Here is a 25,275-nt window from a genome sequence, read left to right on the forward strand (position 1 = left end):
TTCTGCCCAATCACCCGACAAAGGATACGGACCATGACGATCGGCGTAGGGGGTTCGACCCCCGACCAGGAATTTTCGAAAATGGCGGACCGCACAGGCGGCATCACCCTGATCGACAACGAGGACCGCACAGCCCGCATCGCCGCGGCGCAGGCGCTGATGCGCGAGATGGGGATCGATGCGCTCTATCTCGATACCTCGGTCAACCTGACCTATTTCACCGGCATCGGCCTGAAGCTGACCGAGCGGCTTCACGGCGCGCTCATCCCCGCAGAGGGGCCCATCGTCTATCTCAGCCCCGCCTTCGAGGAACCCAAGACGCGCTCGATGCTGAAGATACCCGGTGAGATCCGCTGCTGGGAAGAACACGAGGACCCCGCCCAGCTGGTCGCCGACAGCCTGGAGGAAATGGGCTACGCCAAGGGCACCGTTGCCATCGATCCCCACGCGCCCTTCTTCAACGTCGATGGCCTGCGCAAGCACGCCAACCGATACGATCTGGTCAACGGCGCGCAGATCACCGGCGCCCTGCGCTCGGTGAAATCGCCGCGGGAAATCGCGCTGATGCAGCGCTCGAACGACATCGCGCTCGAGGTGCACAAGGCCGCGGCCCGCATCCTGCGCGCCGGCATCACCACGCCCGAGGTCGAGGAATTCATCCTCGAAGCCTTCCGCCGTCTCGGTGGCAAGGTTCCCCCGACCGGCCGCCCCATCGTGCTGTTTGGCGAGGCAACCGCATATCCGCACGGGGTCGACTATCCCCAGACCCTCGCCGACGGCGACATGGTGCTGATCGACATCGGATGTTTCGTCGGCGACTATCGCTCCGATATGACCCGCAGCTACGTCTTCGGCACCCCGAGCGCCCGGCAGCGCGAGGTCTGGGAGCTGGAACTGGCCGCCCAGGCCGCGGGGTTCGCCGCAGCCCGTCCGGGTGCCCCCTGCGAGGCCGTGGACAAGAGCGCGCGCAGCCTGATCGAAGCCGCGCCGGGGTTCGAAAGCGATTACAAGACGCCGGGATTGCCGCACCGCACCGGGCACGGCATCGGGCTCGAGGTGCACGAGGAAAGCTTCATCGTCCGCGGCAACCTCCGGCCGCTCGAGGTTGGCATGTGCTTTTCGGTCGAGCCGATGATCTGCATCTATGGCACCTTCGGCATCCGCCTCGAGGATTGCGCCTATATCGCCGAAGACGGTCCGCGCTGGTTCACGCAGCCCTGCCACAGCGTCGATGACCCCTTCGGCTACGAGATCATGGCCGAGACTTGACGCCTGATGGAGTGATGCTGACCGCCCTTCCCCGGCCAGGCCGGGGCGGGCGTACCTCCCGTCCCGATCGAAAGGAAATCCCATGGAGCTGACGCCGATCCATCATCCCCCTCACCCAGAGGAAATGGCGGGGCGCCTGTCGCGCCTGCAAGCCGAAATGGCGACGCAGGGCCTAGACTGGTACGTTTCCTTCCAGCCGGACAACATCTACTACCTCACCAATTTCGCCAACTTCGTGCACGAGCGGCCCTTCGTGCTGCTGATCCCTGCCAGCGGCATCCCGGTCTTCGTCGTGCCCAAGCTTGAGATCCCGCATGTCGAAAGCCGCGCCATCGGTGCGCTGACACTGCTCGACTATTTCGAGTTCCCCGCGCCCGAGGGTGGCAACTGGTTCGACAGGGTGGCCGAGGTTCTCGGGCAGACCGGCCGCGTCGGCGTGGAATCCGTGTGCCAGTTGCAGATCCTCGAGGCGATCAAGGGCGCGCGGGTCCGGACCGACATCATCGACGACCTGCGCATGATGAAAACGCCCTACGAAGTCGGCCGCATGGTGCGGGCTGGCCAGATTGCCTCTGCCGCCATGGCCGACATGCTCGCCACGACGGTACCGGGCCGGTCGCTGGGCGAAGTCACCGCGGCGGCGAACCGCTTGATCTACGCGGCCATGGTGGCCGACAACCCGTCTATCAACCCGCAGGCGACAAAACTCACCTCGGTCTTCCACCCCGCGCAATATTCGCACGATCCCCACAACTTCGGGGATCTGGACATGCGGATGCAGGAGGGCGGCCCGCATGTCGGCATCATCAACGCAGTGATGGATGGCTATGGCACGGAAATCGAACGCACCTTCTTCCTTGGCCACGTGCCGGAGGCCGCGCGCAGGCCCTACGACGTGATGATGCAGGCGCGGGCGCTGGTCTTCGAGCTGGTGAAACCCGGCGTTTCGATGTCCGAGGTCGATGCCGAGGTGAACGCGCTGTTTCGTGCGGCCGGCTACGGGCAGAACCTCCTGCACCGCGCCGGCCACGGCATGGGAGTCACCGCCCACGAGGCCCCCTTTCTCGCCGAGGGTGACCGCAGGATCCTGAAGGCGGGCATGAGCTTCACCGTCGAACCGGGGATCTATTTTCCCGGCGTCGGCGGGTTCCGACACTCTGACACGATCCTCGTGACGGACAGCGGCAACATCCGCCTCACCGAGGGACCGGACAGTCTCGAGGCAATGACCCTCTGACATCCGTGGCCCCCCTCCCGTGCATGGCGCGCGTGTGCGCCCATCGCCGCGCCGGTCCGCAAGGCTCCATCGCACCTCATTGCCGGTCGGCCGCATTTCCGATTGCCACCGCGCCTCGCCACCGGGAATTCAGAGACTGTATTCGCTGAGGAAATGGGATGTTCGGCAATGTGACTTATGGAGATCCACACGATCAGGAATAAGGCGTCCCACCCATTTCCGCCCTGAACTCTCGGAAATTGCATGTGCTTCGATAGAGTAATTGCGAATATCGACCAATGACATCATCGAATTTCAACGGCATGCACTTCCCCGAAAATCCCAGCGGAAATATCGGTGGAATTGCGCTTGCGGCTCGTTCCCTTGCGCCGAAAGCGAAGCGCCCCCAATAGACCCGGCAGGAAATACGTCGGCCATTCGCCCCGACCGGTCCCGGCCGCGTGCCGGACAGCACGGTGCCCTCAGGACCCTCAGCCGGGCGGACTCGAACTCACCTGCCGTTCCGCCACGACGCCCACCCGCCAAAGACAGGGTGCCCCCGGTGAGCAAGCCAATCGACGTGACCGGCAGCGCCGCCATCGTCACCTGTGGCCCCGGCGCTCTGGGCATCCAGTCCCGCAAGCAGCCTGGGGGCGCAGGTCCCCGGTCTCGGCACGCGCCTCTGCAACTTCTTCGCCGTGTTGCGCGACGACCTGCGCGACAAGACCTGCACGATTGCTGCCAACGGCACGACGCTCGTCGCGTGGCGGGCTCGAGGCTCGACATCTCGGTCAGCTACGCCATGGCGACAGCAAGCTCGATGGCGGCTTCATCACCCGGTGCGCGGTCGCCCGACCTCTGGCGGGTGGGGCGCGTCTCGCCGATCAGGCAGCCATGAGCCGGACACCGCTTTCACCGTCGAAATAGTGCAGATCGCGGGTGTCATAGCGCAGCGGGATCGCCGTGTCGCGGCGCAGCGCGATGTCCGGCGCAAGCCGCGCGGTCATCTCGTGCCCGCCAAAGCGGCAGATTGCCAGCGTGTCGGACCCCAGCGGCTCGTAGACCTCGACCACCGGGGACAGGCGCGGCGCAGCACCCTCGGCCCAGATCAGATGCTCGGGGCGGATCCCGACGTCGAGCCTTGCGCCGTCGCGCGCGGGCACCTCGCCCAGATCCAGCGCCTCGTTGCCCACCCGCAGGCGCGGCGCGCCGGTGCTGCGGTCCAGAACGCCCGAGAAGATGTTCATCTGCGGCGAGCCGATGAATTCGCCGACAAAGCGGCTGTTGGGGCGGTTGTAGAGCTCCATCGGGGGGCCTTCCTGCACGATCCGCCCGGATTTCAGCACCACCACCTTGTCGGCCAGCGTCATCGCTTCGGTCTGGTCGTGGGTGACATAGATCATCGTCGTGCCCAGCATCGCGTGCAGGCGCTTGATCTGCGTGCGCATTTCGACCCGCAGCTTGGCGTCGAGGTTCGAGAGCGGCTCGTCGAAGAGAAACACCGAAGGCTCGCGCACGATGGCCCGCCCCATGGCGACGCGCTGGCGCTGGCCGCCCGAAAGCTGTCCCGGCTTGCGATCAAGGTAATCGCCGATTTGCAGGATCCGCGCCGCTTCCTCGACGCGGGGGCCGATCTCGGAGGGCTTGGCGCCGCGCATCTTGAGACCAAAGCCGATGTTCTCGCGGATCGTCATATGCGGGTAGAGCGCGTAGTCCTGAAACACCATCGCCACGTCGCGCCCCTTGGGCTCGACCTCGTTGACCACCCGGCCGCCGATGCGCAGCGTCCCGGCCGAGATCTCCTCGAGCCCGGCGATCATCCGCAGCATGGTGGACTTGCCGCAACCCGAAGGACCAACGAAGGCCACGAACTCGCCGTCGTTCACATGCAGGTCAACCCCGTGGATGGCGCGCAACGCGCCGTATTCCTTGACGATCCCCTCTAGTCGGATCTCAGCCATTCCGTCCTCCTCCCGTGCGCCAGCGAAATTCGATCTTGCATTATCGATAATTCATAGGTTATCGATAATGAGGATTTCAGACAAGTCCCGAATGCGGGACACGAGGAGGAGCGGCGCGCCATGGCCGTCGAGAGTTTCAGCCAATCCACCGTGACCGAACTGGTGCCGCGCCAGTCCAGCCGCCGCAGCCATGCGCTTTTCGTCGCGCTGCAGAAGGAGATCGTGCTGGGCCAGCTTGTCCCCGAGCAGGCGCTGACCGAGCTTGACCTCGCGCAGCGCTTCCAGTGCAGCCAGGGCACCGTGCGCGAGGCGCTCATGCAGCTGAGCGAAGAGGGGCTCGTGAAGCGCCTGCCGAACCGGGGCACTCATGTCGCCCCCTGCCATGCCGATGATGCCCGCGCCCTTCTGGAGCTGCGCCGCGACGTGGAATGCCGCCATCTCGACCGGGTGGTCTCGCGCGCCGATGCGGCGCTGAAGGGCGATCTGCACGCGCTGCTGAACGCCATGCGAAATGCCGCCCGCGACGGCGACGAATACCTGCTGTCGGTGCACGACCGGGCGTTTCACACGCGGCTCTTCGAAACCGCCGACTTGCCGCTGGTGACGCCGATCCTGACCCGCTGCCTGATCCACAACCACCGGTACAAGATCCTCAACTCGCAGCCGAACCGCGCGCTGGAGGAAACCGCCGAGCGGCACGTGCCGATCCTGCACGCACTGGAGGCGCGGGACGTCGAGGCGCTGCGCGGGCTGCTGTCGCACCATATCGCCACCATCGTGGATTTCGGCCCTGACCTGACAAGCGTGGACGGCGCGTGATGAGCATCATGGCCCCCAGCGCGACCATGCAGGCGGTGCTCGACCGGCTTTCCCGCGAGGACGCCGGGCTCGGCGATCCCACGCTGCTTGAGCCGCAGCACGGGCGCACCCTCGCCGCGCTCGGCAACCTGCGCTGGAACGAGGAGCTGCCCGTGATGGCCGAGACGCGCAACGTGATCCACGCCGGGATGCCGGCGCGGCTCGTCGTCCCGCACAACGATGCGGGCCGCGAGGCGATCCTGCATGTGCATGGCGGCGGTTGGGCCTTCTGCTCGCCGATGACCCACGAAGGGGCAGCCCGGCGTCTGGCCGAGGCCTGTGCCTGCCCGGTGCTGACCTTCGACTACAGGCTCGCCCCCGAACACCCCTACCCCGCCGGGCTCGACGACGTGGTCGAGGCCTGGAGCGCCCGCGACCGAGGACGCCGCTGGAGCCTCGCCGGCGACAGCGCCGGGGCCAATCTCGCGCTCGCCGCCATGTTGCGGCTGCTGGACGAGGGCTCCGAACTGCCCGCCGCCGCGCTGCTCTTCTACGGCGTCTACGGCGCGGATTTCGCGACCCCGAGCTACCTTGCCAATGCCGAGGGCCCCGGCCTGACCCGCGCCAAGATGATGCGCTACTGGGACTGGTACACCGCCGCGGATCAGCGCGCGCAGCCCTGCGTCGCGCCGCTCGCCGCCAGCGACGCGCAGCTCGCCGCGCTGCCGCCGCTCTATCTCAACGCCGCCGCGCTCGACCCGCTGCTGTCGGACACCGAACTGCTGGTGGCCCGGCTGCGCGCGCTCGGCCGCGGCGACCGCTACGACCGTTTCGAGGGGGTCGTGCACGGATTCATGCAGATGGGCAACGCCCTGCCGGAGGCGCGGGAGGCCTTCGTCAAAACCGGGGAGGCCTTTCGGCAGATCACCGCCTGAGGAGGGCGGACAACCAAGGGAGGAGGAAGACATGAAACTCGCAAGGACCCTGGGACTGGCATCCGTGCTGGCCCTCAGCGCCGGGCTCGCCCATGCCGACAGCACGGTGCGCTTCTGGTACCACTTCGACAATGCCGACAACCCGATGGACGCGCTGATCGCCGCCTTCGAAGAGGCCAATCCCGGCATCACCGTCGAGGCCGAGAACGTGCCGTGGAACAGCTACTACGATCAGCTCTACACGGCGATCATCGGTGGCAACGCCCCGGATGCGGCAATGGTCAAGGCCTTCGCCCAGCCCCGCCTCGTCGAGATGGGCGCGCTGGCGCCGATCGACGACTGGCTGGCAGGCTGGGACGGCACCGCGGCGCTGCAGGACAACCTGATCGACCTGGTGAAGGGACCTGACGGCACGCAGTACTACCTGCCGGTGCAATACGTGGTGCTCTACCTCTACTATCGCCCGGACATGTTCGCCGACCTCGGCCTGGAGGTACCGACCACCTGCGAAGCGTTCCGCGAGGCCGCCAAGGCGCTGACCCGCGACACCGACGGCGACGGGCAGACCGACGTCTACGGCTTCGGCTTTCGCGGCGCGAAAGGCGGGCACGACCACTGGGCCAGCTTCGTGCTGGGGGCCGAAGGGGTCAGCCTGACCGAGGGTCTGACCTCGGAGGCGGGCGTGGCCGGCACGCAGTTCGTCGCGGATCTTTTCCAGAAGGACGAAGTCTTCCCGCCCTCGGCACCGAACGACGGCTTCCAGGAGATCATCGGCGCCTTCAAGGCGGGCAAGACCGCGATGACCATCCACCACATCGGTTCGGCCAACGGCATGGTCGAGGCGCTCGGCGACAACGTCTCCGCCGCGCCGGTGCCGGACTGCGGCGGCGGGCGCTGGACCGCCTTCGGCGACGAAAGCACCGCGGTGCTCTCCAATGCCGAGGACCCCGAGGCCGCCTGGAAGTGGATCAGCTTCCTGTCCTCGGCCGGCAACAACGCCAAGTTCAACGAGGCGACCGGCCAGCTGCCGGTGGTGAAGGCCGACAGCGAGAGTTGGACGCTGCACCCGCAGCGCTTCGTGCAGGCCACCGTCGACAGCCTGCCCTTCGCGCAGATGCTGCCGAACAGCTCCGCCACCGCCGATTTCGTCAACACCGTCTGGCCGACCGCCATGCAGCGCGTGCTCACCGGCGACATCACCGCCGAGGAGATGAACGCCGAGATCGCCAAGCTCTACGGCGGCTGACCCGGCGGACCACCCGGCCGGGCGGCAGGCTCCCGCCTCCCGGCCGGCCCTCTCCAGCGATTTTCCCCGAGCGATCCGGACAATGACCGACGCAACCATGACCCATGCCCATTCCCAGGAGGCACCCCCCCGCCGCGCGCTCGCACGGCAGGTGCTGCCCTACGCGATGCTTTCACCGGCGGTTCTCGTGACGCTTGCGATCGTCTTCTTTCCGATGGTCCAGACCGCCTGGATGAGCCTGCACGACTACGTGCTCTTCCGACCCAACGTCTTCGAATGGGTCGGGCTGAAGAACTTCCGCACCGCGCTGCAGGACGAGGTCTTCTGGATCTCGCTCTGGCACACGGTGATCTGGATGTGCACCACGATCCCAGCGCAACTTTTGCTGGGGCTGGTCACCGCGCTGCTGCTCAACCAGAGCTTCCCCTGGCGGCCCCTTGCCCGCGCGCTGATCATCATTCCCTGGGCGTTGCCCTCGGTGGTGATCGCGCTGATGTGGGTGTGGATCTACGACAGCAACTACGGCGTCGCCAACGAGTTCCTGCTGCGTCTTGGTCTCATCCAGAAGGCGATCCCCTGGCTCGCCAACCCCGACACGGCGCTGGCCTCGATCATCCTGACGCTGACCTGGCAGGGCTTTCCCTTCTTCGCGGTGATGATCCTCGCCGGGCTTCAATCGATCCCGCGCAGCTACTACGAGGCCGCCTCGATCGACGGCGCAAGCACCTGGCGGCAGTTCTGGCACATCACCCTGCCCGGCATCTCGGGGGTCATGGTGACCGCGGTTCTGCTGCGCACGATCTGGGTCGCCAACAGCTTCGATGTGATCTTCGTGATGACCGGCGGCGGGCCGGGCTATGCCACCTACACGCTGCCGCTCTTCGCCTTCGTCAAGGCGCGCACCAACCTCGACTTCGGATATGGCTCGGCCATCGCGGTCTTGTTCACACTGCTGCTGATGCTGGTGGTGGTCGTCTACCTCAAGCGCACCGGAAAGGCGGTGTCCTGATGGCCCTCGGACGACGCTCGACCCTGCGGCGCATCCTGACCGTGGACCTGCCGATGCTGGCGATCCTCGCCTTCACGCTCGGCCCCTACCTGTGGATGTTCCTGACCTCGATCAGCGACGAAAGCACGCTCTTCACCGAGGGCCCGTCGATCTGGAACGCCACGATCGAGAATTACACCCGGCTCTTCGCCACCGTCGGCTTCGCCGACAACCTGCTCGACAGCCTGATCGTCGCGTCCGGCACGGTGGCGGTGGGGCTCTCGCTCAGCGTGACGGCGGCCTATGCCTTCTCGCGCTTCAACTTCCGCGGCAAGCGGATCCTGATGCTGCAATTCCTGCTCATCAACATGTTCCCGCTGGTGCTGCTGATCCTGCCGCTCTTCGTGCTGATGCGCGTGCTGGGGCTGCTCGACACGCATCTGGCGCTGATCATCGCCAATTCCACGGTCGCGATCCCCTTCTCGATCTGGATGATGGTCAGCTACATGAACGGCATCCCGCGCTCGCTCGACGAGGCGGCGATGACCGACGGCTGCACCCGGATGCAGGCGCTGCGCCGGGTGGTGCTGCCGCTCTGCCTGCCGGGGATCATCGCCACCGGCATCTACATCTTCATCACATCCTGGAACGAGTATCTCTACGCGCTCACGCTGGGCGGGCGGAACGTGCGCACGATCACCGTCGCCGTGCAGACCCTCATCGGCGAATACGAGGTGCAATGGGGCCTGCTGACCGCAGGTGGCATCGTCGGCGCGCTGCCCGCGACCGTGCTCTTCCTGGCCGTGCAGAAACGCCTGATCTCCGGCCTGACCCAGGGCGCGGTAAAGGGCTGACGAAAGGACGAGGACTTGGACAATCCCATCGGCATCATCTCCATGCAGTTCACCCGGCCGTTCACCGGCAAGGACCTGCACTACTTCCAGAAATCCGCCGAACTCGGCTTCGACTTCGTCGAGTTGCTGGTGCCCGAACCCGAGGACGCGCTGCCGCTCGACGAGGTGCGCAAGGCCGCCGAGGACGCGGGCATCTTCACCGTGCTGGCGGCGCGGGTAAACCCGCAGCGATCCATAGCCTCGGATGATGCGGCAAACCGGCAAGGCGGACTCGACTATCTCAAGCACTGCGTCGATGTCGCCGCTGAACTGGGCGCGGGCATCGTCGGCGGGCCGCTCTACGGCGAGCCGATGGTCTTCGCCGGGCGCCCCCCGGTGCCGCGCAGCGACGACGACATCGCCGCTCGCGCCGACCGCACGATCTCGGGACTCGCCGAGGTCGCGCCGCGGGCGCGGGCCGCCGGGATCACTTTTGCCGTCGAGGCGCTGAACCGCTTCGAAACGGACATCCTGTCGACCACGCGGCAGGCGGTCGAGGTGGTCGACGCGGTGAACGATGCCGGGCTGAAGCTGATGCTCGATACCTTCCACATGAACATGGAGGACCGCTCGATCCCCGACGCGATCCGTCTCGCCGGGGACCGCATCGCGCATTTCCAGGCCAACGAGAACCACCGCGGCCATCCCGGCACCGGCCATCTCGACTGGACCGCGATCATGCGCGCGCTGCATCAGGTGGGCTACAGCGGCCCGATCTCGTTGGAACCCTTCCGCCGCGCCGACGACCGCGTCGCCCTGCCGATCGCCCATTGGCGCGCCCCGCGCGAGGACGAGAGCGCCAAGCTGCGCGCCGGTCTCGGCGTCATCCGAAACGCCCTTGCCCTGGCCGAGGTGGACCAATGATCAATATCGGCTGGATCGGCTGCGGCCGCCACGCACGCCAGATGCTGCTGCCGCAGCTCGGGCGCAACGACATCCGCATCGCCGCGCTCTGCGACCGCGACGGCGCAGCGCTCGAACGCAGCGGGGCCGAATACGGCGTGAGCCGCCTCTGCTCGGATTTCCGCGACCTGATCGCCACGCCGGGGCTCGATGCCATCGGCATGGCGGTGGGCCCGGAGCTGCACCGCGCCGCCAGCATCGCCGCGCTCGAGGCCGGGCTGCCGGTGTTCATGGAAAAGCCCCCCGCCGCCACCGCCGAGGGAGCGCGCGAGGTCGCCCGCGCCGCCGAGAAGGCGGGCAAGCCGGTGATCGTCGGCTTCATGAAGCGCTATTCCACCGGCAACCGCATCGCGATGAACGAGCTGCGGGGCGGGAGCTTCGGCGCGGTGCTCGGGATCACCGGCGCCTATATGACCGCGCCGACCTATTTCGAGGGCGAGCCCGACTACACCGGCTTCTACCTGCACCACTGCGTGCATTACATGGACCTGATCCCCTGGTTCGCCGGCGAGGACTTCGGCGACATGCAGGTGCGCTCCGTCTCGCCCCGACCGGGCAAGCTGCTGCTGCATCTCAACTTCACCACGGCGGGCGGGGTCATCGGCAACGTGGTGATGGGCACCGTCCAATCGCGCGGCACGCCGATGGAGGAGATCCGCATCATGGGCGACCACGCCCGTCTGCACGTGGACAACATCATCAATGTGGCGCTGTACCGCGATCCGCCGTTCAAGGCCGAGGACCCCGCGGCGCGGCTCGACCCGGCCTGCGACACGCTGAGCTGGACGCCCAATTTCACCGCTGCCGCGAACGAGGACCACAAGGGCTATGCCGCGTTGCTGGCCGATGCCGCGGCGGTGCTGCGCGGCGAGAGACGGGACGTGCCCGATATCGGCGACGGCGTGCGTGCCATGGAGCGGCTGGAGCGGATGATCGCCCAGATCAACACCTGACCGATAGATCAGGCGCCCGCCCGGTGCCTTCTTCCACTCTTGGACCCTGGACCCCCGATGAAAATCACGTCTCTGAAAACCTTCATCCTGCACGTGCCGGTCACCCGCAACGGCATCGCCGACAGCACACACACGCTCACCCATTGGGGCGCGCCGGGGGTGATCATCGAAACCGACGCGGGGATCACCGGCTATGGCTATACCGGCACCCATGCGCATCTGGCCTCGGACCGGCTGATCACCCAATGCATCGAGACCTGCTTCGACTGGATCGTCGGACGCGACCCTCTGGAAGCCACCGCGCTGCACCGCGAGATGGAGCGCTTCCCGCCGGTGCAATGGGTCGGGCGCGGCGGCATCACCCAACTCGCCCTTGGCGCGATCGATGTGGCGCTCTGGGATATCAAGGCAAAACAGGCGGGCCAGCCCCTGTGGCAAAGCATGGGCGGCAAGGAACGTCCGATCCTCGCCTACAACACCGACGGCGGCTGGCTGAACTGGTCGCTCGACACGCTGGTCTCGGACTGCAGGCGGCTGGTCGAGGAAGACGGCTATCTCGGCGTGAAGATCAAGGTCGGCTCGCCCAATCTTGCCACCGACATCGAACGGCTCGAGGCGGTGCGCAGGGCGATCGGCGACAAGGTGACCCTTGCCGTCGATGCCAACGGGCGGATGGACCTGCCCACCGCGATCCGCTTCGGCCGCCATCTCGCCGATTGCGACGTCCTGTGGTTCGAGGAGCCGCTCTGGTACGATGATGTCATCAGCCACAAGCGGCTGGCCGAGAGCATCCGCACTCCCATCGCGCTCGGCGAGCAGCTCTACCTCGCGCACAACTTCCAGACCTTCTTCGACGCCGGGGCCCTGCACTATGCCCAGCCCGACGTCGCCCGGCTGGGCGGGATCACCCCGTGGATCCAGGTGGCCGACATGGCGATGGCGCGGGGCCTGCCGGTGGTCAGCCACGTCGGCGACATGGGGCAGATCCACATCCACACCGCCATCGGCCACCCGTCGAGCAACATGCTCGAATACATCCCCTGGCTGCGCGACTGCTTCACCGAACCCGTGACCGTTTCAGATGGCTGGTACGTGGTCCCGCGCGAGCCCGGTGCCGGCACCACGCTGCGGCACGACGCGCTCGACCGTTTCGGGGTGGCGTGACCGAGACCGACCTCCGCCGAACCGGGGGACGCTGCACAAGGAGCATTTGACCCCGGTTCGCCGGATTGCTATCAGACCCACAACCGTTGGGGTGCCTCGTCGAGGCTGAGAGGCGTGATCGCGCTAACCCATCGAACCTGATCCGGGCAATTCCGGCGTAGGGAACGGTCTTCAGTTTCGGAACGTTTTCCATGCGCGGTGCCCTTGTGTCTGAAGGAGCACCCGTTGGCGCATATCGCATTGACCATAGCCGGATCCGACAGCGGCGGCGGCGCGGGCGTCCAGGCGGACCTCAAGACCATGTCCGCGCTCGGCGTCTATGGTGCCAGCGTCCTCACCGCGGTGACCGCCCAGAACACCCGCGCCGTCACCGCCGTGCACGCCATCCCGCTGGACATCATCGCGGCGCAGATCAGCGCCGTCCTCGGCGATCTCGACGTGCACGCGATCAAGATCGGCATGCTGGCGACGCCCGAGATCATCGGCTGCGTGGCCGCTGCAATCACCGGGTTTTCCCGCGCCGTCGTGCTAGACCCGGTGATGATCGCCAAGTCCGGTGACGCCCTGCTCGCCCCCGAGGCGGTCGGCGCGCTGCGGCAAAGGCTGCTGCCCCGCGCCACGCTGATCACCCCCAACCTGCCCGAGGCGGCAGCGCTGCTCGGCGGTCCGGTCGCGCGCACGCGCGACGAGATGATCGCGCAGGGCCAGGCGCTCTGCGCGGGCGGCGCGCAAGCGGTGTTGATGAAGGGCGGTCATGCGCAGGGCGCGCTCTGCGAGGATATCCTGATCGCGGGCGGCGAGGTCCTGGCCAGCCTCAGCGCGCCGCGCCAGCGCACCCGCAACACCCATGGCACCGGCTGCACCCTGTCTTCGGCCATCGCCGCCGGTCTTGCCCGCGGCCTGCCCCTCACGCAGGCCACCACCGAGGCGCATGGCTACGTCCAGCGGGCGATCGCGGCGGCGGATGCGCTCGACATCGGTCATGGCCACGGGCCGCTGCATCACTTTCACGGGCTCTGGGGGTGACAGCGATGTATTCGGTCATAGGCTCCGGCGTCGCAGGGCTGGCGGTGGCCAGCGAACTGGCCTCCCGCGGGGCCGAGGTGCAGATCTTCGATCCGGCCGGACCGCCCGGACCGCATGGCTGCTCGTGGTGGGCGGGCGGCATGCTGGCACCCTGGTGCGAGTATGAGAACGCCGAGGAGCCGGTGCTGCGGCTCGGCCAGCAGGCAATCGCATGGTGGCAGGCGCGCACCACGGTCGAGCGCCGCGGCACGTTGGTCGTCGCCGCGCGGCGCGACCTGCCCGACCTGCGCCGCTTCGCCCGCCGCACCGAGGGCTTCCGCGAGGTCGATGCGGAGCTGGCCGACCTCGAGCCCGAGTTGCACGGCTTCTCGAAGGGACTCTTCTTCGAGAACGAGGCTCATCTGTCCCCCCGCAAGGCGCTGGCCGATTTGCATGCCGGGCTTGTCGCGCGCGGCGTGGCCTTTCACACGGCGCCGGCGCCCGAGGGTCTGGAGAATGCCATCGACTGCCGCGGCCTGAGCGCGCGTGACGCCCTGCCCGACCTGCGCGGGGTGAAGGGCGAGATGCTGGTGATCCGCTGCCCGGACGTGACGCTCACCCGCCCGGTGCGCCTGCTGCACCCGCGGATCCCGCTCTACATTGTGCCACGCGGGAACGGCGTCTACATGCTGGGTGCGACGATGATCGAGAGCGAGGACCGCCGCCGGATCACCGCGCGCTCGATGCTGGAGCTGCTCAGCGCCGCCTATGCGCTGAACCCCGCCTTCGGCGAGGCCGAGGTGCTTGAGATCGGTGTCGATCTGCGCCCGGCCTTCCCCGACAACCTGCCCCGCATCCGCCGCATCGGCGGCCGCATCTATGCCAACGGCCTCTATCGCCACGGCTACCTGCTGGCCCCGGCGCTGGCGAAAGGCGTGGCCGATCTTGCCCTCAACAACATCCATTCGGAGATGGTCGATGAAGATCGTGATTAACGGCGAGGCGCATGAAGTGGCCGCCACCACGCTCGCCGGTCTGCTGGAAGAGCGCGGCTTTGCCGGGCGGGTCGCCACCGCGGTGAACGAGGCCTTCGTGCCCGCCGCGCTGCGCGGCTCGCAGGCGCTGCGCGACGGCGACCGCGTCGAAATTCTCGCACCGATGCAGGGAGGATGAGCATGAAACGCTTCTACGGCACCGAGTTGCCCAACCCGCTGATGCTGGGCACCGCGCAATATCCGAGCCCCGCCATCCTCGAACAGGCCTTCCGGACAAGCGGTGCCGGGGTCGCGACCGTCTCCTTGCGCCGCGAGGGGGCCGAGGGCGCGGGGGCCACGTTCTGGAAGATGATCGAGGACCTCGGCGTGCGCATCCTGCCGAACACCGCGGGCTGCCACACCGTCAAGGAGGCGGTGACCACCGCGCATATGGCGCGCGAGGTCTTCGGCACGCGCTGGATCAAGCTCGAGCTGATCGGCCATACCGACAGCCTGCAACCCGATGTCTTCCAGCTGGTCGAGGCGGCCAAGATCCTGACCGAGGACGGCTTCCAGGTGTTCCCCTACACCACCGAGGACCTGATCGTCGGCGAGCGCCTTCTGGCCGCGGGCTGCGAGGTGCTGATGCCCTGGGGCGCGCCGATCGGCTCGGGGCGCGGGCTGAACAACCCCTATGCGCTGCGCGCCATGCGCGCGGAATTCCCAGACGTGCCGCTGGTGATCGACGCCGGCATCGGCCTGCCGAGCCACGCCGCGCAGGCGATGGAGCTTGGCTATGACGCGGTGCTGCTGAACACCGCCGTCGCCCGCGCTGGCGACCCGGTGGCCATGGCCCGCGCCATGATGGGCGCGATCGAGGCGGGGCGGCTGGCCCGCGACGCCGATCCCATCGACGCCCGCGACATGGCCGAAGCCTCGACCCCGGTGATCGGAAAGGCCTTTCTCGCATGACCCTCGACCGTTTCTACCCGATCTTCGATCATTCCGACTGGCTGCGCCGGATGCTGCCTCTCGGCATCAGGCTGGTCCAGCTGCGCATCAAGGACCAGCCGCCCGAGTCCGTCCGCGAAGAGATCGCGCTCTCGCGCGATCTGTGCCGCGCGCATGGCGCGGTGCTGGTGGTCAATGACCATTGGCAGGAGGCCATCGAACTGGGCTGCGACTGGCTGCACCTCGGGCAGGAGGATCTGGACAGCGCCGACCTCGCCGCGATCCGCAGGGCCGGGATCAAGCTCGGTGTCTCGACCCATGACGACGACGAGCTCGAAAGGGTGCTGGCGATGGCGCCGGACTACGTCGCGCTCGGCCCGGTCTACCCGACGATCCTGAAGAAGATGAAATGGCACCAGCAGGGGCTGCCGCGCGTCAGCGAGTGGAAGGCGCGGGTCGGCGCGGTGCCGCTGGTGGCCATCGGCGGCATGACGGTCGAGCGCGCGAGCGGCGCCTTCGCGGCCGGGGCGGACATCGTCTCGGCGGTCACCGACATCACGCTGAACGCCGACCCCGAGGCGCGGCTCCGCGAATGGCTCGAGGCTACGCGATGAACCGCTATGCCCGCCAGATGATCCTGCCCGAGGTCGGCGCGCCGGGCCAGCACCGGCTGGCCGGGGCCCGCGTGCTGGTGGTCGGCGCCGGCGGGCTCGGCGCGCCGGTGCTGCCGCTGCTGGCCGGGGCGGGCGTGGGCCGGATCACCATCGTCGACGGCGACGTGGTGAGCCTGTCGAACCTGCACCGCCAGACCCTGTTCACTGCGGCCGACTGCGACCGCCCCAAGGCGCAGGTGGCTGGCGAGCGCTGCCGCGCGATCAACCCCGAGATTGCCATCGAGGCCCTGCCCCACCGCCTGACCCCCGCCACCGCGCCGGAAATGGTCGCCGATGCCGATCTCGTCCTCGACTGCGCCGACAGCTACGCGGTCAGCTACCTGCTCAGCGATCTCTGCCTTGCAGAGGGCGTGCCGCTGGTCAGCGCTTCGGCCCTCGGGCTCGGCGGCTACGTCGGAGGCTTCTGCGGCGGCGCGCCGTCGCTGCGCGCGCTCTTCCCCGAGTCGCCGGACAGCGGCGCGAGCTGCGCCACCGCCGGCGTGCTCGGCCCCGTGGTCGGCGCCATCGGCGCGATGCAGGCGCAGATGGCGCTCAACGTGCTGCTGGGCCTGTCGCCGTCGCCGCTCGGACTGATGGTCCGTTACGAGGGGCTCGGACTGCGCTCGACCAGCTTCCGCTTCGACGGCGCGCCCGAGCCCGCGGGCGGCTTCCCCTTCGTCGCCGTGTCGCAGCTTCAGACGCAGGACCACATCATCGACCTGCGCACCGACGGCGCGCTCCTGCACCCGCAGGCGCGGCGCGCCAGTGCCATCGAGGTCGCCGCGCAGCCGCCCGCCCCCGGCACCCGGCTTGCGCTCTGCTGCGCCACCGGCCTGCGCGCCTGGCGCGCGGCGGAACAGATTTCCGAAACCTGGCCCGGCGAGATCGTTCTCGTCGCGGCCTCCGCCTCATGACCTCCCGGAGGAGACCCCCAGTGAAACCCCTGTTGACCGCCCTCGCCCTTCTGACCGCCAGCCCCGCGCTGGCCGCCGACAAGATGACCCTGCTGCTCGACTGGTTCGTCAATCCCGACCACGGCCCGATCGTCATCGCGCAGGAGAAGGGTTATTTCGCCGAGCAGGACCTCGAGGTCGAGATCGTCGCCCCCGCCGACCCCTCTGCCCCGCCTCGGCTGGTCGCCGCCGGGCAGGCCGATCTGGCGGTGTCATACCAGCCGCAGCTTCACCTGCAGATCCACGAGGGCCTGCCGCTGAAGCGCGTCGGCACGCTGGTCGCGACGCCGCTCAACTGCCTGCTGGTGCTGAAGGACGGCCCGGTGCAGGAGCTGGCCGACCTCAAGGGCCGCAAGATCGGCTTCTCCGTCGCCGGGGTCGAAGAGGCAGTGCTTCAGGCGATGCTCGGCGGCCACGGCGTCACGCCCGAGGACATCGAGATGATCAACGTGAACTTCTCACTCTCGCCCGCGCTGATGTCGGGACAGGTCGATGCGGTGATCGGGGCCTTCCGCAATTTCGAGCTGAACCAGATGGAGATCGAGGGCGTCGAGGGACGTTGCTTCTACATCGAGGAAGAGGGCGTGCCCTCCTATGACGAGCTGATCTACGTCGCCAACCCCGAGCGCATGGACAGCGGCAGGATCGCCCGTTTCCTTGCCGCCACCGAGAAGGCGACACAGTTCATCATCAACAACCCCGAGGAGAGCTGGGAGATCTTCTCCGCCACCTCGCCCGAGCTGCAGGACGAGCTCAACGCCCGCGCCTGGCAGGACACGCTGCCGCGCTTCGCGCTGCGCCCGGCGGCCTTCGACGCGGGGCGCTACGCCCGTTTCGAAAGCTTCCTCAAAGACAGCGGCATGATCGACACGCTGAACCCCGTCGAGGACATCGCCATCGACGTGACCGCGCAATGAGCCGGGACTATGGCCGTGCCTTCGCCGCGATGCGCGTGCAGGCGGGCGGGGCATGGCGGGACTACACCCGCCATGCCTTTGTCGAGCGTCTCGGCGACGGCAGCCTGCCCCGCGAGGCCTTTCTCCACTACCTGCGGCAGGACTACGTCTTCCTCGTGCACTTCTCGCGGGCCTGGGCTCTTGCGGTTGTGAAATCGGAAACCCACGCGGAAATGCTTGCCGCCGTGGGCACGGTGAACGCGCTGGTCGCCGAGGAGATGCAGCTGCACGTCGAGATCTGCGCGCAGGCCGGCATCCCCGCCGACGACCTCTTCGCCACCGCCGAGCGCCCAGAGAACCTCGCCTACACGCGCTTCGTGCTGGAGGCGGGCTACAGCGGCGACCTGCTCGACCTGCTGGCCGCGCTGGCGCCCTGCGTGATGGGCTACGGCGAGATCGGCGCGCGGCTGCATACCGAGGCCACATCAGAGCGCTATGCCGACTGGATCGGGACCTACGCCGGGAAGGAGTATCAGCAAAGTTGCGCCGCCGTGGGGGCCCTGCTCGACGGCGCGCTGGAGCGCCGACTGGGGGCGGAGTTCGAACGGTCCCCCCGCTGGCAGCGGCTCTGCCGCACCTTCCGCACCGCGACAGAACTGGAAGTGGGCTTCTGGCAGATGGGCCTCACCCCGTGAGCAGGGCGCCGGGGGTCACGCTGGAAGGCTCTGCCAGCATCGACGGCGCGCCGCTCTTCGCGCCGCTCAGGCTGACGCTGCCCGCCGGGCGCTGGACCTGCCTGCTGGGCGGCTCCGGGGTCGGCAAATCCACCGTGCTGCGGCTGATCTGCGGCCTGCCGACCGGCGCAAGCTTCGATGGTACGATCACCGCGACCGACACGCGACCGATCCCGGAACGCGTCGCCTACATGGCGCAGGATGACCTGCTGCTGCCCTGGGCAAGCGTCACCGACAACATCCGTCTTGGCGCGCGCCTTCGAGGCCAGCGGGCGGATGCAGACCGCCTCGCGCATATCCTCGCGCGGGTCGGGCTCTCCGGCCACGCGCAGAAGAAGCCCGGCGCCCTCTCCGGCGGCCAGCGCCAGCGCGTCGCCCTTGCGCGGACTTTGATGGAGGACAAGCCGATCATCCTGCTGGACGAGCCCTTCTCGGCGCTCGATGCGCAGACGCGCGCGGCGATGCAGGAGCTTGCAGCCGATCTGCTGCAGGGCCGGACCGTGCTGGTGGTCACCCACGATCCCGCCGAGGCGGCGCGGCTCGGTCACGCGATCGTCGTGCTGACCCCGAAGGGCGTGACAGATTGCCCGCCCCCCGCCGCCCCCGTGCCACGGCCCGTTGACGACCTGGACACGCTCCGATGTCAGGCAGAGCTGCTGCGCAGGCTGCGGGACGCGGCGTGATGAAATATGGCTCGGCCTTCCTGGCGATCGGGTTTGCGCTGCTGCTCTGGCAGGGCATCGTCACCCTGACCGGCCTGCCGAAGTTCATCCTGCCCGGCCCGCGGCTGGTGGCCGAAAGCTGGTGGACCAACCGCGCGCTCATCGCCGAACACACGCTGATCACCGCGATGGAGGTGCTGATCGGGCTTGTGATCGGCACGGCACTCGGCATCGCGAGCGCCATCTACCTCGCAAGCTCGCGCGTCGCGCGGCTGGTGATCCAGCCGATCCTGGTCTTCACCCAGGCGCTGCCGGTCTTCGCCCTCGCGCCGATCCTGACGCTGTGGCTGGGCTTCGGCCTGGGATCGAAAATCGCCATGGCCGTGCTGATCATCTACTTCCCGGTCACCTCGTCCTTCTGCGACGGTCTCATGCGGACGCCGCGCGGGCTGCTCGATCTTGCGCAGACCATGCAGGCCGGGCACTGGCGGACGCTTCGGCTGATCCGCATTCCCGCGGCGCTCCCGTCGCTCGCCTCCGGCATAAGGCTGGCCGCGGTCTATGCACCGATCGGCGCGGTCATCGGCGAATGGGTCGGTGCCTCGCGCGGGCTGGGCTACCTGATGCTCCTGGCGAACGGCCGGGCCAAAACCGACCTCATGTTTGCCGCGCTGCTGACGCTGGGGGTCTTTGCGGTTCTGCTGCATCTCGCGGTGCATCTGGCCACGCGACGCCTGAGTGGCTCCAGCCCCGACCGGGCCTGAGACGCAGGTCAGTTCATCGGCTGCAACAGGGCCTGCTCATAGGCGCTGCGCATCGCCGAAACGAAGGCGGTGACAGGGCTGCGCTCGGGGCGGTTCGCCATCTGGATCACCGCCAGTTCGAGGTCAAGGGGACTGGCCAGCGGCAGCACCCGCATTCCCGTCCCGCGCAGCGCCGTCACCGAAAGCCGGTCGACCACCGTGCAGAGCCGCGCCCCCCGTGCGAGCCCCACCGCAAAGGGGATACTGAGCGCGGTGAGCCGCCGCCGCGGCTCGATCCCGCGACGGGCCAGCTCGGCCTCGACCCGCGCACCAAGCGGCGCGTGGATATTGTGGTTCACGTAATCGCTGCCATGCAGCCAGGCGAGATCGAAGGCCGCCTCGCTGGCGCGCGGATGGTCGGGCGGCACCACCGCCACCAGCGGCATGAGCCCGATGATCCATTGCCGCAGCTCCGGCCGGTCCCCCCAGGCGCCGCCGACCCCCAGATCGGCCGAGCCCTCGCGCAGCGCCGGCAGCTGGTTGTTCTGCCGCCCGCCATCCACCACGACCTCGAGATCGGGGAAGCGCCGGTGGAGCTGCCCGATGGCATCGGGCACAACCGCGTTGGCGAGCGCCGCGGTGGCCATGATCCGCAGCGCCTCCTGCTTGCCGCGCCGGATCGACTCGACCGACTGCTCGACCTGGCCCAGCCGCTCGAAGAGCCCGCCGCTCTCGGCATAGAGCCGCTGCGCTTCCCAGGTCGGCTCCAGCCGGCCCGAGACATTCCGGAACAGCACCAGTCCCAGTTCGTCCTCGAAGATCTGCAGATGGCGGCTGACGGTCGGCTGCGACAGGCGCATGACGCGCGCCGCCGCACTGACGCTGTCGGTCTCGAAGACCGTCCGGAACACCTGAAGACGGTGCAGGTTGATGCCGTTCATCGCGCCCCCAAAACGCCTATTTTTTAATCACAGAGTCAGCAACGACCGAAATTCAGTCGCCGCGGCACCCAGCCCGGAACGCGGCCGCACCAGCTTTCAACCGGCAATTCGCGTTGCACTCCAAGCGAACCCATACGCGAAACGTATGAGTTGGCCAATATTTATCGTATTGCCTATATAGCGCCGGTTCCCTTGTCTCCGCTGAAAGGAGACACTGATGCCGATATTCCCCTTCCTCTTTCTCACCGCGACGCTGCTCTCGGGCTCGGCCATCGCCTATTTCGTCGGCGGAGCCACCATCGTCGGCTTCTTCAGCCTCGACCAGACGCGCTACCTTGCCGCGCTGCCGCAGCGGGCGATGAGCCAGCTCGACGTCTTCGCCTTCCTCGCCATGCCGCTGTTCATCCTGACCGGCGAGCTGATGAACCGTGGCGGCGTCACCGAGGCGCTGATCCGCTTCTCGCTGTCGATGCTGGGCCGGTTCAAGGGTGGCATGGCGCATGTGAACATCCTGACCTCGGTGTTCTTCGCGGGCATCTCCGGCTCGGCGACGGCGGATGCCGCGGCGCTCGGCAACACGCTGGTGCCCGAGATGGAGCGGCAGGGCTACAGCCGCGACTATGCCGCGGCGATCACCGCCGCCTCGTCGATCATCGGGCCGATCATCCCGCCGTCGATCATCCTGATCTTCTACGGCGCGCTGCTGAACACCTCGGTGGTGGCGCTCTTCGCCGCGGGCGTGGTGCCGGGTCTGCTGCTGGCGGCGGTGCTGATGGCGGTCAACGCCTTCATGGCGCACCGCTATGACCATCCGGGTGGCAAGGGCTCGGAGATCCCGCCGTTCTGGGGCTCGCTGGTGCAGGCGCTGCCGGCGCTGTCGCTTCCGGTGATCATCCTGTCGGGCATCCTCTTCGGCGTCATGACCCCGGCCGAGGCGGCGGGCGTGGCCTCGCTCGCGGCGCTGGCCGTGGGCATGTTCTATGGCCGGCTGACCCTGCGCGACGTGCAGGAGGCACTGTCGCGCACCGTCATGCTCTCGGGCGCGGTGTTCATCATCCTCGTCGCCGTCGCCACCTTCGGCTATCTGACCTCGGTCGAGCAGCTGCCGCGCAAACTGGCCGAGATGATCGGCGACGTCGGGCTCGACGCCACCGGCTACATGATCGTTCTGAACCTGATCTTCCTTGCGGCGGGCATGGTCATGGACGTGAAGGCCGCCGTCGCCCTGCTTGGCCCGCTGCTGATCCCGCCGGCCATCGCGCTCGGGGTCGACCCGGTGCACATGGGCATCCTCATCGGCTTCAACCTGACCGTCGGCCTGCTGACCCCGCCGCTCGGAGGCGTGCTGCTGATCCTCTCGACGGTGGTGGACATCGGCTACTGGCGGCTGGTCCGGGCCTGCCTGCCCTTCCTCGTGGTCGAACTGATCCTTCTGGGCGTGCTGATCTACGTCCCGGCGATCTCGCTGACCCTGCCGCGTTACCTCGGCCTCATCAACTGATCCCCAACAGGAGACACAAGAATGAAAACCACCCTGCTTGCCGCCAGCCTCGGGCTTGCCGCGCTCACCGCCACCGCTGCCAGCGCAATGGACGACGTGATCGTCGCCTTCGCCGGCACCGAGGACCTGAAGAACGACGCCGAATACGTCTTCATCCATGCCTTCGCCGAAAGCCTCGCCGAGCATGGCGTCAACGTGGTCGTGCACCCGTCGAACACGCTGGGCAAAGAGAGCGACCGCTTCGACCAGACCTCGCAGGGGCTGATCGCGGTCAACATCGGCAACGGCGGCGTGCTGATGAAGGCCTCGAAATGGTCCTCGACGCTGTTCCTGCCCTTCCTGACCTCCGACGAGGCCTCCTTCGACCGCATCGTCGAGGAAAGCGACGGGCTGGCCAAGATCAACGAGGAGGCGTCGCGCCTTGGCGTGCGCGTCGCCGGCTTCGCCATGCGCGGCGGCACCCTGGGCCTGTTCAACACCGAAAAGCCGGTCACCACGCTGGCCGATGTCGCCGACATGCGCCTGCGCGCACAGAACGGCGACCAGGTGACCTTCATGTCGGCCTGGGGCGCCAAGCCCACGGTGGTCAGCTGGGCCGAGACCCCGAACGCCCTGCAAACCGGCGTTGCCACCGGCCACTTCAACCCGCCCTCCACGGTGGTCGCCGCCGGACAGGTCGAGCTGCTGAACTACTTCACCCCGCTCAATGCCGGCCCGGTGCCCAAGGTCATCATGATGTCGGACGACTGGTACAGCTTCCTCAGCGACGAAGAACGCGGCTGGGTCGACGAGGCCGTCGCCCGTGGCATCGAGGTCAACCGGGCCTGGGCGCTCGAGCAGGCACCCTATTTCGAGCAGGTCATCGTCGACGGGGGAATCGAGGTGACCCCCCTCGCCGAGGGCGAGCGTGAGAAGTTCGTCGAAGCCTCGCGCGCGGTGTGGAACCAGATCGTGCCGCAGGAAGACGTGGATTACATCACGCAATTCACCGAGTGATCCATCGCTCACCGGGGTGCGGCCGGCGCCGCGCCCCCTCCTTCCCTGCCCTGCCAAGGAGTCCTTCATGCACGCCACCGCGCGTTTTCTCGACCGGCTGAGCTTCGGCATCGACCGCCTGCTGCGCGCCATCGCGCTTGTCGGGCTGGTGCTGATGGTCGCCTTCATCTCGCTGCAGGTCGTGGCCCGCTACGGGTTTTCCGCGCCCCCCGCCTGGACCGAAGAGGCCGCCCGCTACGCGATGGTCTGGGTCGGCCTGCTGGGGGCCGCGATCTCGTATCGCGCCGGGTTTGACCCCAAGCTGGTCAAGCTGCCCGCCACGCTGCCCCGGCCGTTGCTCGCGCTGGCTGCGCTGCTGCGCGGCGCGGCGGTCGTGATCTTCCTCGGCCCGATCCTGTTCTTCTGCTTCTTCGGCCCCGGCCTGAACCCCGAGCGGTCATTCCTGGCACGCAACCTCTACACCACCGCCGAGAGCTTCGACATGCCGACGATCTTCGTCGCGGTGACCGTGCCGATCTTCATCATCGCCATCTTCCTGCATGGGCTCGCGCATTGCGCGCGGGGCCTTGCGACACTGCGGACCCCACGTCCGGAAAGAGACTTCAATGCCCTCGATCACGCCTGACGCGCTGCGCGCCGACTCAGATTTCATCACCCGCCTGACCGAGCTGCGCCACGACATCCACCGCCATCCCGAGACCGCCTTCGAGGAGGTGCGGACCTCGGGCATCGTCGCCGAGCGGCTGCTGGCCATGGGCATCGAGATCCATCGCGGACTTGGCCGGACCGGCGTCGTCGGGACGCTGAAGGGCCGCCATCCCGGCAACCGGACCATCGCCCTGCGCGCCGACATGGACGCGCTCTTCATCGAGGAGCAGACCGGGCTGCCCTATGCCTCGGAGGTGCCCGGCAAGATGCACGCCTGCGGTCACGACGGGCACACGACGATGCTGCTTGGCGCGGCCGAGAAACTGGCCGCCGATCCTGACTTCGCCGGCACGGTGCATTTCATCTTCCAGCCCGCCGAGGAGGGCCTTGGCGGCGCGCGCGTGATGATCGAGGACGGGCTCTTCGACCTCTTCCCCTGCGACGCCGTCTACGGCGTGCACAACGGACCGAAGGAGCCGCTCGGCCAGGTCCGCACACGCGCGGGTGCCTTCATGTCGGCGGGCGATACCTGGGAAGTGATCTTCGAGGGCAGCGGCGGGCATGGGGCCATGCCCCATGCCGCGTCCGATCCCACGGTCCCGGCAGGACAGTTCATCGCGGCGCTGTCGCAGATCATCTCGCGCAAGGTGCCGGCCACCGAGGCGGCGGTGATCTCGGTCGGGCACATCGACGCCGGAAGCTACGACAGCCCGAACATCATCCCCTCCCGCGTGGTCGTGCGCGGCACCGCGCGCTCCTACCGGCCCGAGATACGCGATCTTCTGGAACAGTCGATCGGCGCCTTCGCCGAAAGCTGCGCCGCGCCGCATGGCACCACGGCCCGGCTGATCTACACCCGCCGCTACCCGCCGCTGGTCAACACCGCCGCCGAGGTGCAGCGCGCCGCCGCCGCGGCCACAGGCACCGTCGGGGCCGAGTTGGTGGACCCGGATGCCCCGCTGGCCGGAGGCTCCGAGGACTTTTCCTTCATGCTCGAGAAGGTGCCCGGTGCCTATGTGATGATCGGCAATGGCGACGGCCCCGGGTCCGCCTTCGTCCACACGCCGAAATTCGACTTCAACGACGCGTTGATCCCGATCGGCGTGGCCTACTGGATGAACGTCGTTCAGGCCGAACTGGGGCTCTGATCCCGTCCCGCCCGGCCGCTACCGTGCACCGCTGCGCAGCAGCGCGCGGTAGCGGCCAAGACTGCCTTCGAGATGCGCCTTCATCGCTGCCTCGGCACGCGCCGCATCGCCGTCGATGATCGCATCGACGATACCTGCGTGCTC

Annotated in this window: 27 protein-coding genes and 1 riboswitch; of the genes, 24 read left to right on the forward strand and 3 right to left on the reverse strand. The window is 67.9% G+C overall.

Annotated elements, in window-relative coordinates:
* Positions 1–33 precede the first annotated feature (33 nt).
* Both IQ782_RS26010 and IQ782_RS26015 read left to right on the forward strand, forming a co-directional pair.
* Entirely contained in the window at positions 34–1,269 is a 1,236-nt protein-coding gene (locus IQ782_RS26010; protein ID WP_194137595.1) for a M24 family metallopeptidase, read from the forward strand.
* Between the two features lie 82 nt (positions 1,270–1,351).
* A complete protein-coding gene (locus tag IQ782_RS26015) occupies positions 1,352–2,506 on the forward strand; it encodes a M24 family metallopeptidase (RefSeq protein ID WP_194137596.1) in 1,155 nt (384 codons plus the stop codon).
* A gap of 863 nt (positions 2,507–3,369) precedes the next feature.
* Here the strand turns inward: IQ782_RS26015 and IQ782_RS26020 are convergent.
* Complete coding sequence (locus IQ782_RS26020; protein ID WP_194137597.1) at positions 3,370–4,446, reverse strand: ABC transporter ATP-binding protein; 1,077 nt, start codon at positions 4,444–4,446, stop codon at positions 3,370–3,372.
* A 120-nt stretch (positions 4,447–4,566) separates the two neighbouring features.
* Here IQ782_RS26020 and IQ782_RS26025 point away from each other — a divergent pair, with 120 nt between their 5' ends.
* The 18 genes from IQ782_RS26025 (at position 4,567) to IQ782_RS26110 (ending at position 19,918) form a co-directional block, all read left to right on the forward strand.
* Positions 4,567–5,265 carry a GntR family transcriptional regulator gene (locus IQ782_RS26025; protein WP_194137598.1) on the forward strand — a complete coding sequence of 233 codons (699 nt, stop codon included), beginning with the start codon at positions 4,567–4,569 and terminating at the stop codon, positions 5,263–5,265.
* Entirely contained in the window at positions 5,265–6,179 is a 915-nt protein-coding gene (locus tag IQ782_RS26030) for an alpha/beta hydrolase (protein WP_194137599.1), read from the forward strand. The genes IQ782_RS26025 and IQ782_RS26030 overlap by 1 nt, the downstream gene beginning before the upstream one ends.
* 31 nt (positions 6,180–6,210) lie before the next feature.
* Positions 6,211–7,425, forward strand: coding sequence for an ABC transporter substrate-binding protein (locus IQ782_RS26035; protein ID WP_194137600.1), 1,215 nt, complete (start codon positions 6,211–6,213; stop codon positions 7,423–7,425).
* An 82-nt stretch (positions 7,426–7,507) separates the two neighbouring features.
* Entirely contained in the window at positions 7,508–8,434 is a 927-nt protein-coding gene (locus IQ782_RS26040; protein ID WP_194137601.1) for a carbohydrate ABC transporter permease, read from the forward strand.
* A complete protein-coding gene (locus IQ782_RS26045; protein ID WP_194137602.1) occupies positions 8,434–9,267 on the forward strand; it encodes a carbohydrate ABC transporter permease in 834 nt (277 codons plus the stop codon). The genes IQ782_RS26040 and IQ782_RS26045 overlap by 1 nt, the downstream gene beginning before the upstream one ends.
* Positions 9,268–9,282: 15 nt before the next feature.
* Positions 9,283–10,170, forward strand: a complete 888-nt coding sequence (locus IQ782_RS26050) for a sugar phosphate isomerase/epimerase family protein (RefSeq protein WP_194137603.1) — start codon at positions 9,283–9,285, stop codon at positions 10,168–10,170.
* Positions 10,167–11,162 (forward strand): Gfo/Idh/MocA family protein, encoded by a 996-nt coding sequence (locus IQ782_RS26055; RefSeq protein WP_194137604.1) that lies wholly within the window; start codon positions 10,167–10,169, stop codon positions 11,160–11,162. The genes IQ782_RS26050 and IQ782_RS26055 overlap by 4 nt, the downstream gene beginning before the upstream one ends.
* Positions 11,163–11,219: 57 nt before the next feature.
* Entirely contained in the window at positions 11,220–12,326 is a 1,107-nt protein-coding gene (locus IQ782_RS26060) for a mandelate racemase/muconate lactonizing enzyme family protein (protein WP_194137605.1), read from the forward strand.
* 77 nt (positions 12,327–12,403) lie between these two features.
* Positions 12,404–12,507, forward strand: a riboswitch (TPP riboswitch).
* Positions 12,508–12,551: 44 nt separating this feature from the next.
* A complete protein-coding gene (gene thiD / locus IQ782_RS26065; RefSeq protein WP_194137606.1) occupies positions 12,552–13,352 on the forward strand; it encodes a bifunctional hydroxymethylpyrimidine kinase/phosphomethylpyrimidine kinase in 801 nt (266 codons plus the stop codon).
* Between the two features lie 5 nt (positions 13,353–13,357).
* Positions 13,358–14,326, forward strand: a complete 969-nt coding sequence (locus IQ782_RS26070) for an FAD-dependent oxidoreductase (RefSeq protein ID WP_194137607.1) — start codon at positions 13,358–13,360, stop codon at positions 14,324–14,326.
* Positions 14,310–14,504 carry a sulfur carrier protein ThiS gene (gene thiS, locus IQ782_RS26075; RefSeq protein ID WP_194137608.1) on the forward strand — a complete coding sequence of 65 codons (195 nt, stop codon included), beginning with the start codon at positions 14,310–14,312 and terminating at the stop codon, positions 14,502–14,504. Before IQ782_RS26070 ends, thiS begins: the two co-directional genes overlap by 17 nt.
* Before the next feature lie 2 nt (positions 14,505–14,506).
* On the forward strand, positions 14,507–15,277 hold the full coding sequence (locus IQ782_RS26080; RefSeq protein ID WP_194137609.1) for a thiazole synthase: 771 nt from the start codon (positions 14,507–14,509) through the stop codon (positions 15,275–15,277).
* A complete protein-coding gene (locus IQ782_RS26085) occupies positions 15,274–15,870 on the forward strand; it encodes a thiamine phosphate synthase (protein WP_194137610.1) in 597 nt (198 codons plus the stop codon). Before IQ782_RS26080 ends, IQ782_RS26085 begins: the two co-directional genes overlap by 4 nt.
* Complete coding sequence (locus IQ782_RS26090; RefSeq protein WP_194137611.1) at positions 15,867–16,823, forward strand: HesA/MoeB/ThiF family protein; 957 nt, start codon at positions 15,867–15,869, stop codon at positions 16,821–16,823. The genes IQ782_RS26085 and IQ782_RS26090 overlap by 4 nt, the downstream gene beginning before the upstream one ends.
* A 20-nt stretch (positions 16,824–16,843) precedes the next feature.
* Entirely contained in the window at positions 16,844–17,779 is a 936-nt protein-coding gene (locus IQ782_RS26095; protein WP_194137612.1) for an ABC transporter substrate-binding protein, read from the forward strand.
* Positions 17,776–18,453: a thiaminase II gene (tenA, locus tag IQ782_RS26100; protein ID WP_194137613.1), complete on the forward strand. Its 678-nt coding sequence runs from the start codon at positions 17,776–17,778 to the stop codon at positions 18,451–18,453. The genes IQ782_RS26095 and tenA overlap by 4 nt, the downstream gene beginning before the upstream one ends.
* Positions 18,450–19,175, forward strand: a complete 726-nt coding sequence (locus IQ782_RS26105; RefSeq protein WP_194137614.1) for an ATP-binding cassette domain-containing protein — start codon at positions 18,450–18,452, stop codon at positions 19,173–19,175. Before tenA ends, IQ782_RS26105 begins: the two co-directional genes overlap by 4 nt.
* Positions 19,175–19,918: an ABC transporter permease gene (locus IQ782_RS26110; RefSeq protein ID WP_240989583.1), complete on the forward strand. Its 744-nt coding sequence runs from the start codon at positions 19,175–19,177 to the stop codon at positions 19,916–19,918. Before IQ782_RS26105 ends, IQ782_RS26110 begins: the two co-directional genes overlap by 1 nt.
* 8 nt (positions 19,919–19,926) lie before the next feature.
* Here IQ782_RS26110 and IQ782_RS26115 read toward each other — a convergent pair whose 3' ends face one another.
* Positions 19,927–20,838, reverse strand: coding sequence for a LysR family transcriptional regulator (locus IQ782_RS26115; protein WP_194137616.1), 912 nt, complete (start codon positions 20,836–20,838; stop codon positions 19,927–19,929).
* Positions 20,839–21,055: 217 nt separating this feature from the next.
* On the opposite strand from IQ782_RS26115, the gene IQ782_RS26120 reads away from it, so the two are divergent.
* The 4 genes from IQ782_RS26120 to IQ782_RS26135 all read left to right on the forward strand — a co-directional run bounded on the left by IQ782_RS26120 (position 21,056) and on the right by IQ782_RS26135 (position 25,131).
* Positions 21,056–22,339, forward strand: coding sequence for a TRAP transporter large permease (locus IQ782_RS26120; protein ID WP_194137617.1), 1,284 nt, complete (start codon positions 21,056–21,058; stop codon positions 22,337–22,339).
* Between the two features lie 21 nt (positions 22,340–22,360).
* Positions 22,361–23,335 (forward strand): TRAP transporter substrate-binding protein, encoded by a 975-nt coding sequence (locus tag IQ782_RS26125; RefSeq protein WP_194137618.1) that lies wholly within the window; start codon positions 22,361–22,363, stop codon positions 23,333–23,335.
* Positions 23,336–23,402: 67 nt separating this feature from the next.
* Positions 23,403–23,960, forward strand: coding sequence for a TRAP transporter small permease (locus IQ782_RS26130; protein WP_194137619.1), 558 nt, complete (start codon positions 23,403–23,405; stop codon positions 23,958–23,960).
* Positions 23,941–25,131 (forward strand): M20 aminoacylase family protein, encoded by a 1,191-nt coding sequence (locus IQ782_RS26135; RefSeq protein WP_194137620.1) that lies wholly within the window; start codon positions 23,941–23,943, stop codon positions 25,129–25,131. The genes IQ782_RS26130 and IQ782_RS26135 overlap by 20 nt, the downstream gene beginning before the upstream one ends.
* An 18-nt stretch (positions 25,132–25,149) precedes the next feature.
* Here the strand turns inward: IQ782_RS26135 and IQ782_RS26140 are convergent, their stop codons facing one another.
* The gene (locus IQ782_RS26140; RefSeq protein WP_338092651.1) at positions 25,150–25,263 is read right to left on the reverse strand and encodes a hypothetical protein; all 114 of its coding nucleotides are present in this window, start codon (positions 25,261–25,263) and stop codon (positions 25,150–25,152) included.
* Positions 25,264–25,275: the final 12 nt, after the last annotated feature.

It is taken from the genome of Salipiger mangrovisoli (genome assembly GCF_015223355.1).
Classification (GTDB): Bacteria; Pseudomonadota; Alphaproteobacteria; order Rhodobacterales; family Rhodobacteraceae; genus Salipiger; species Salipiger mangrovisoli.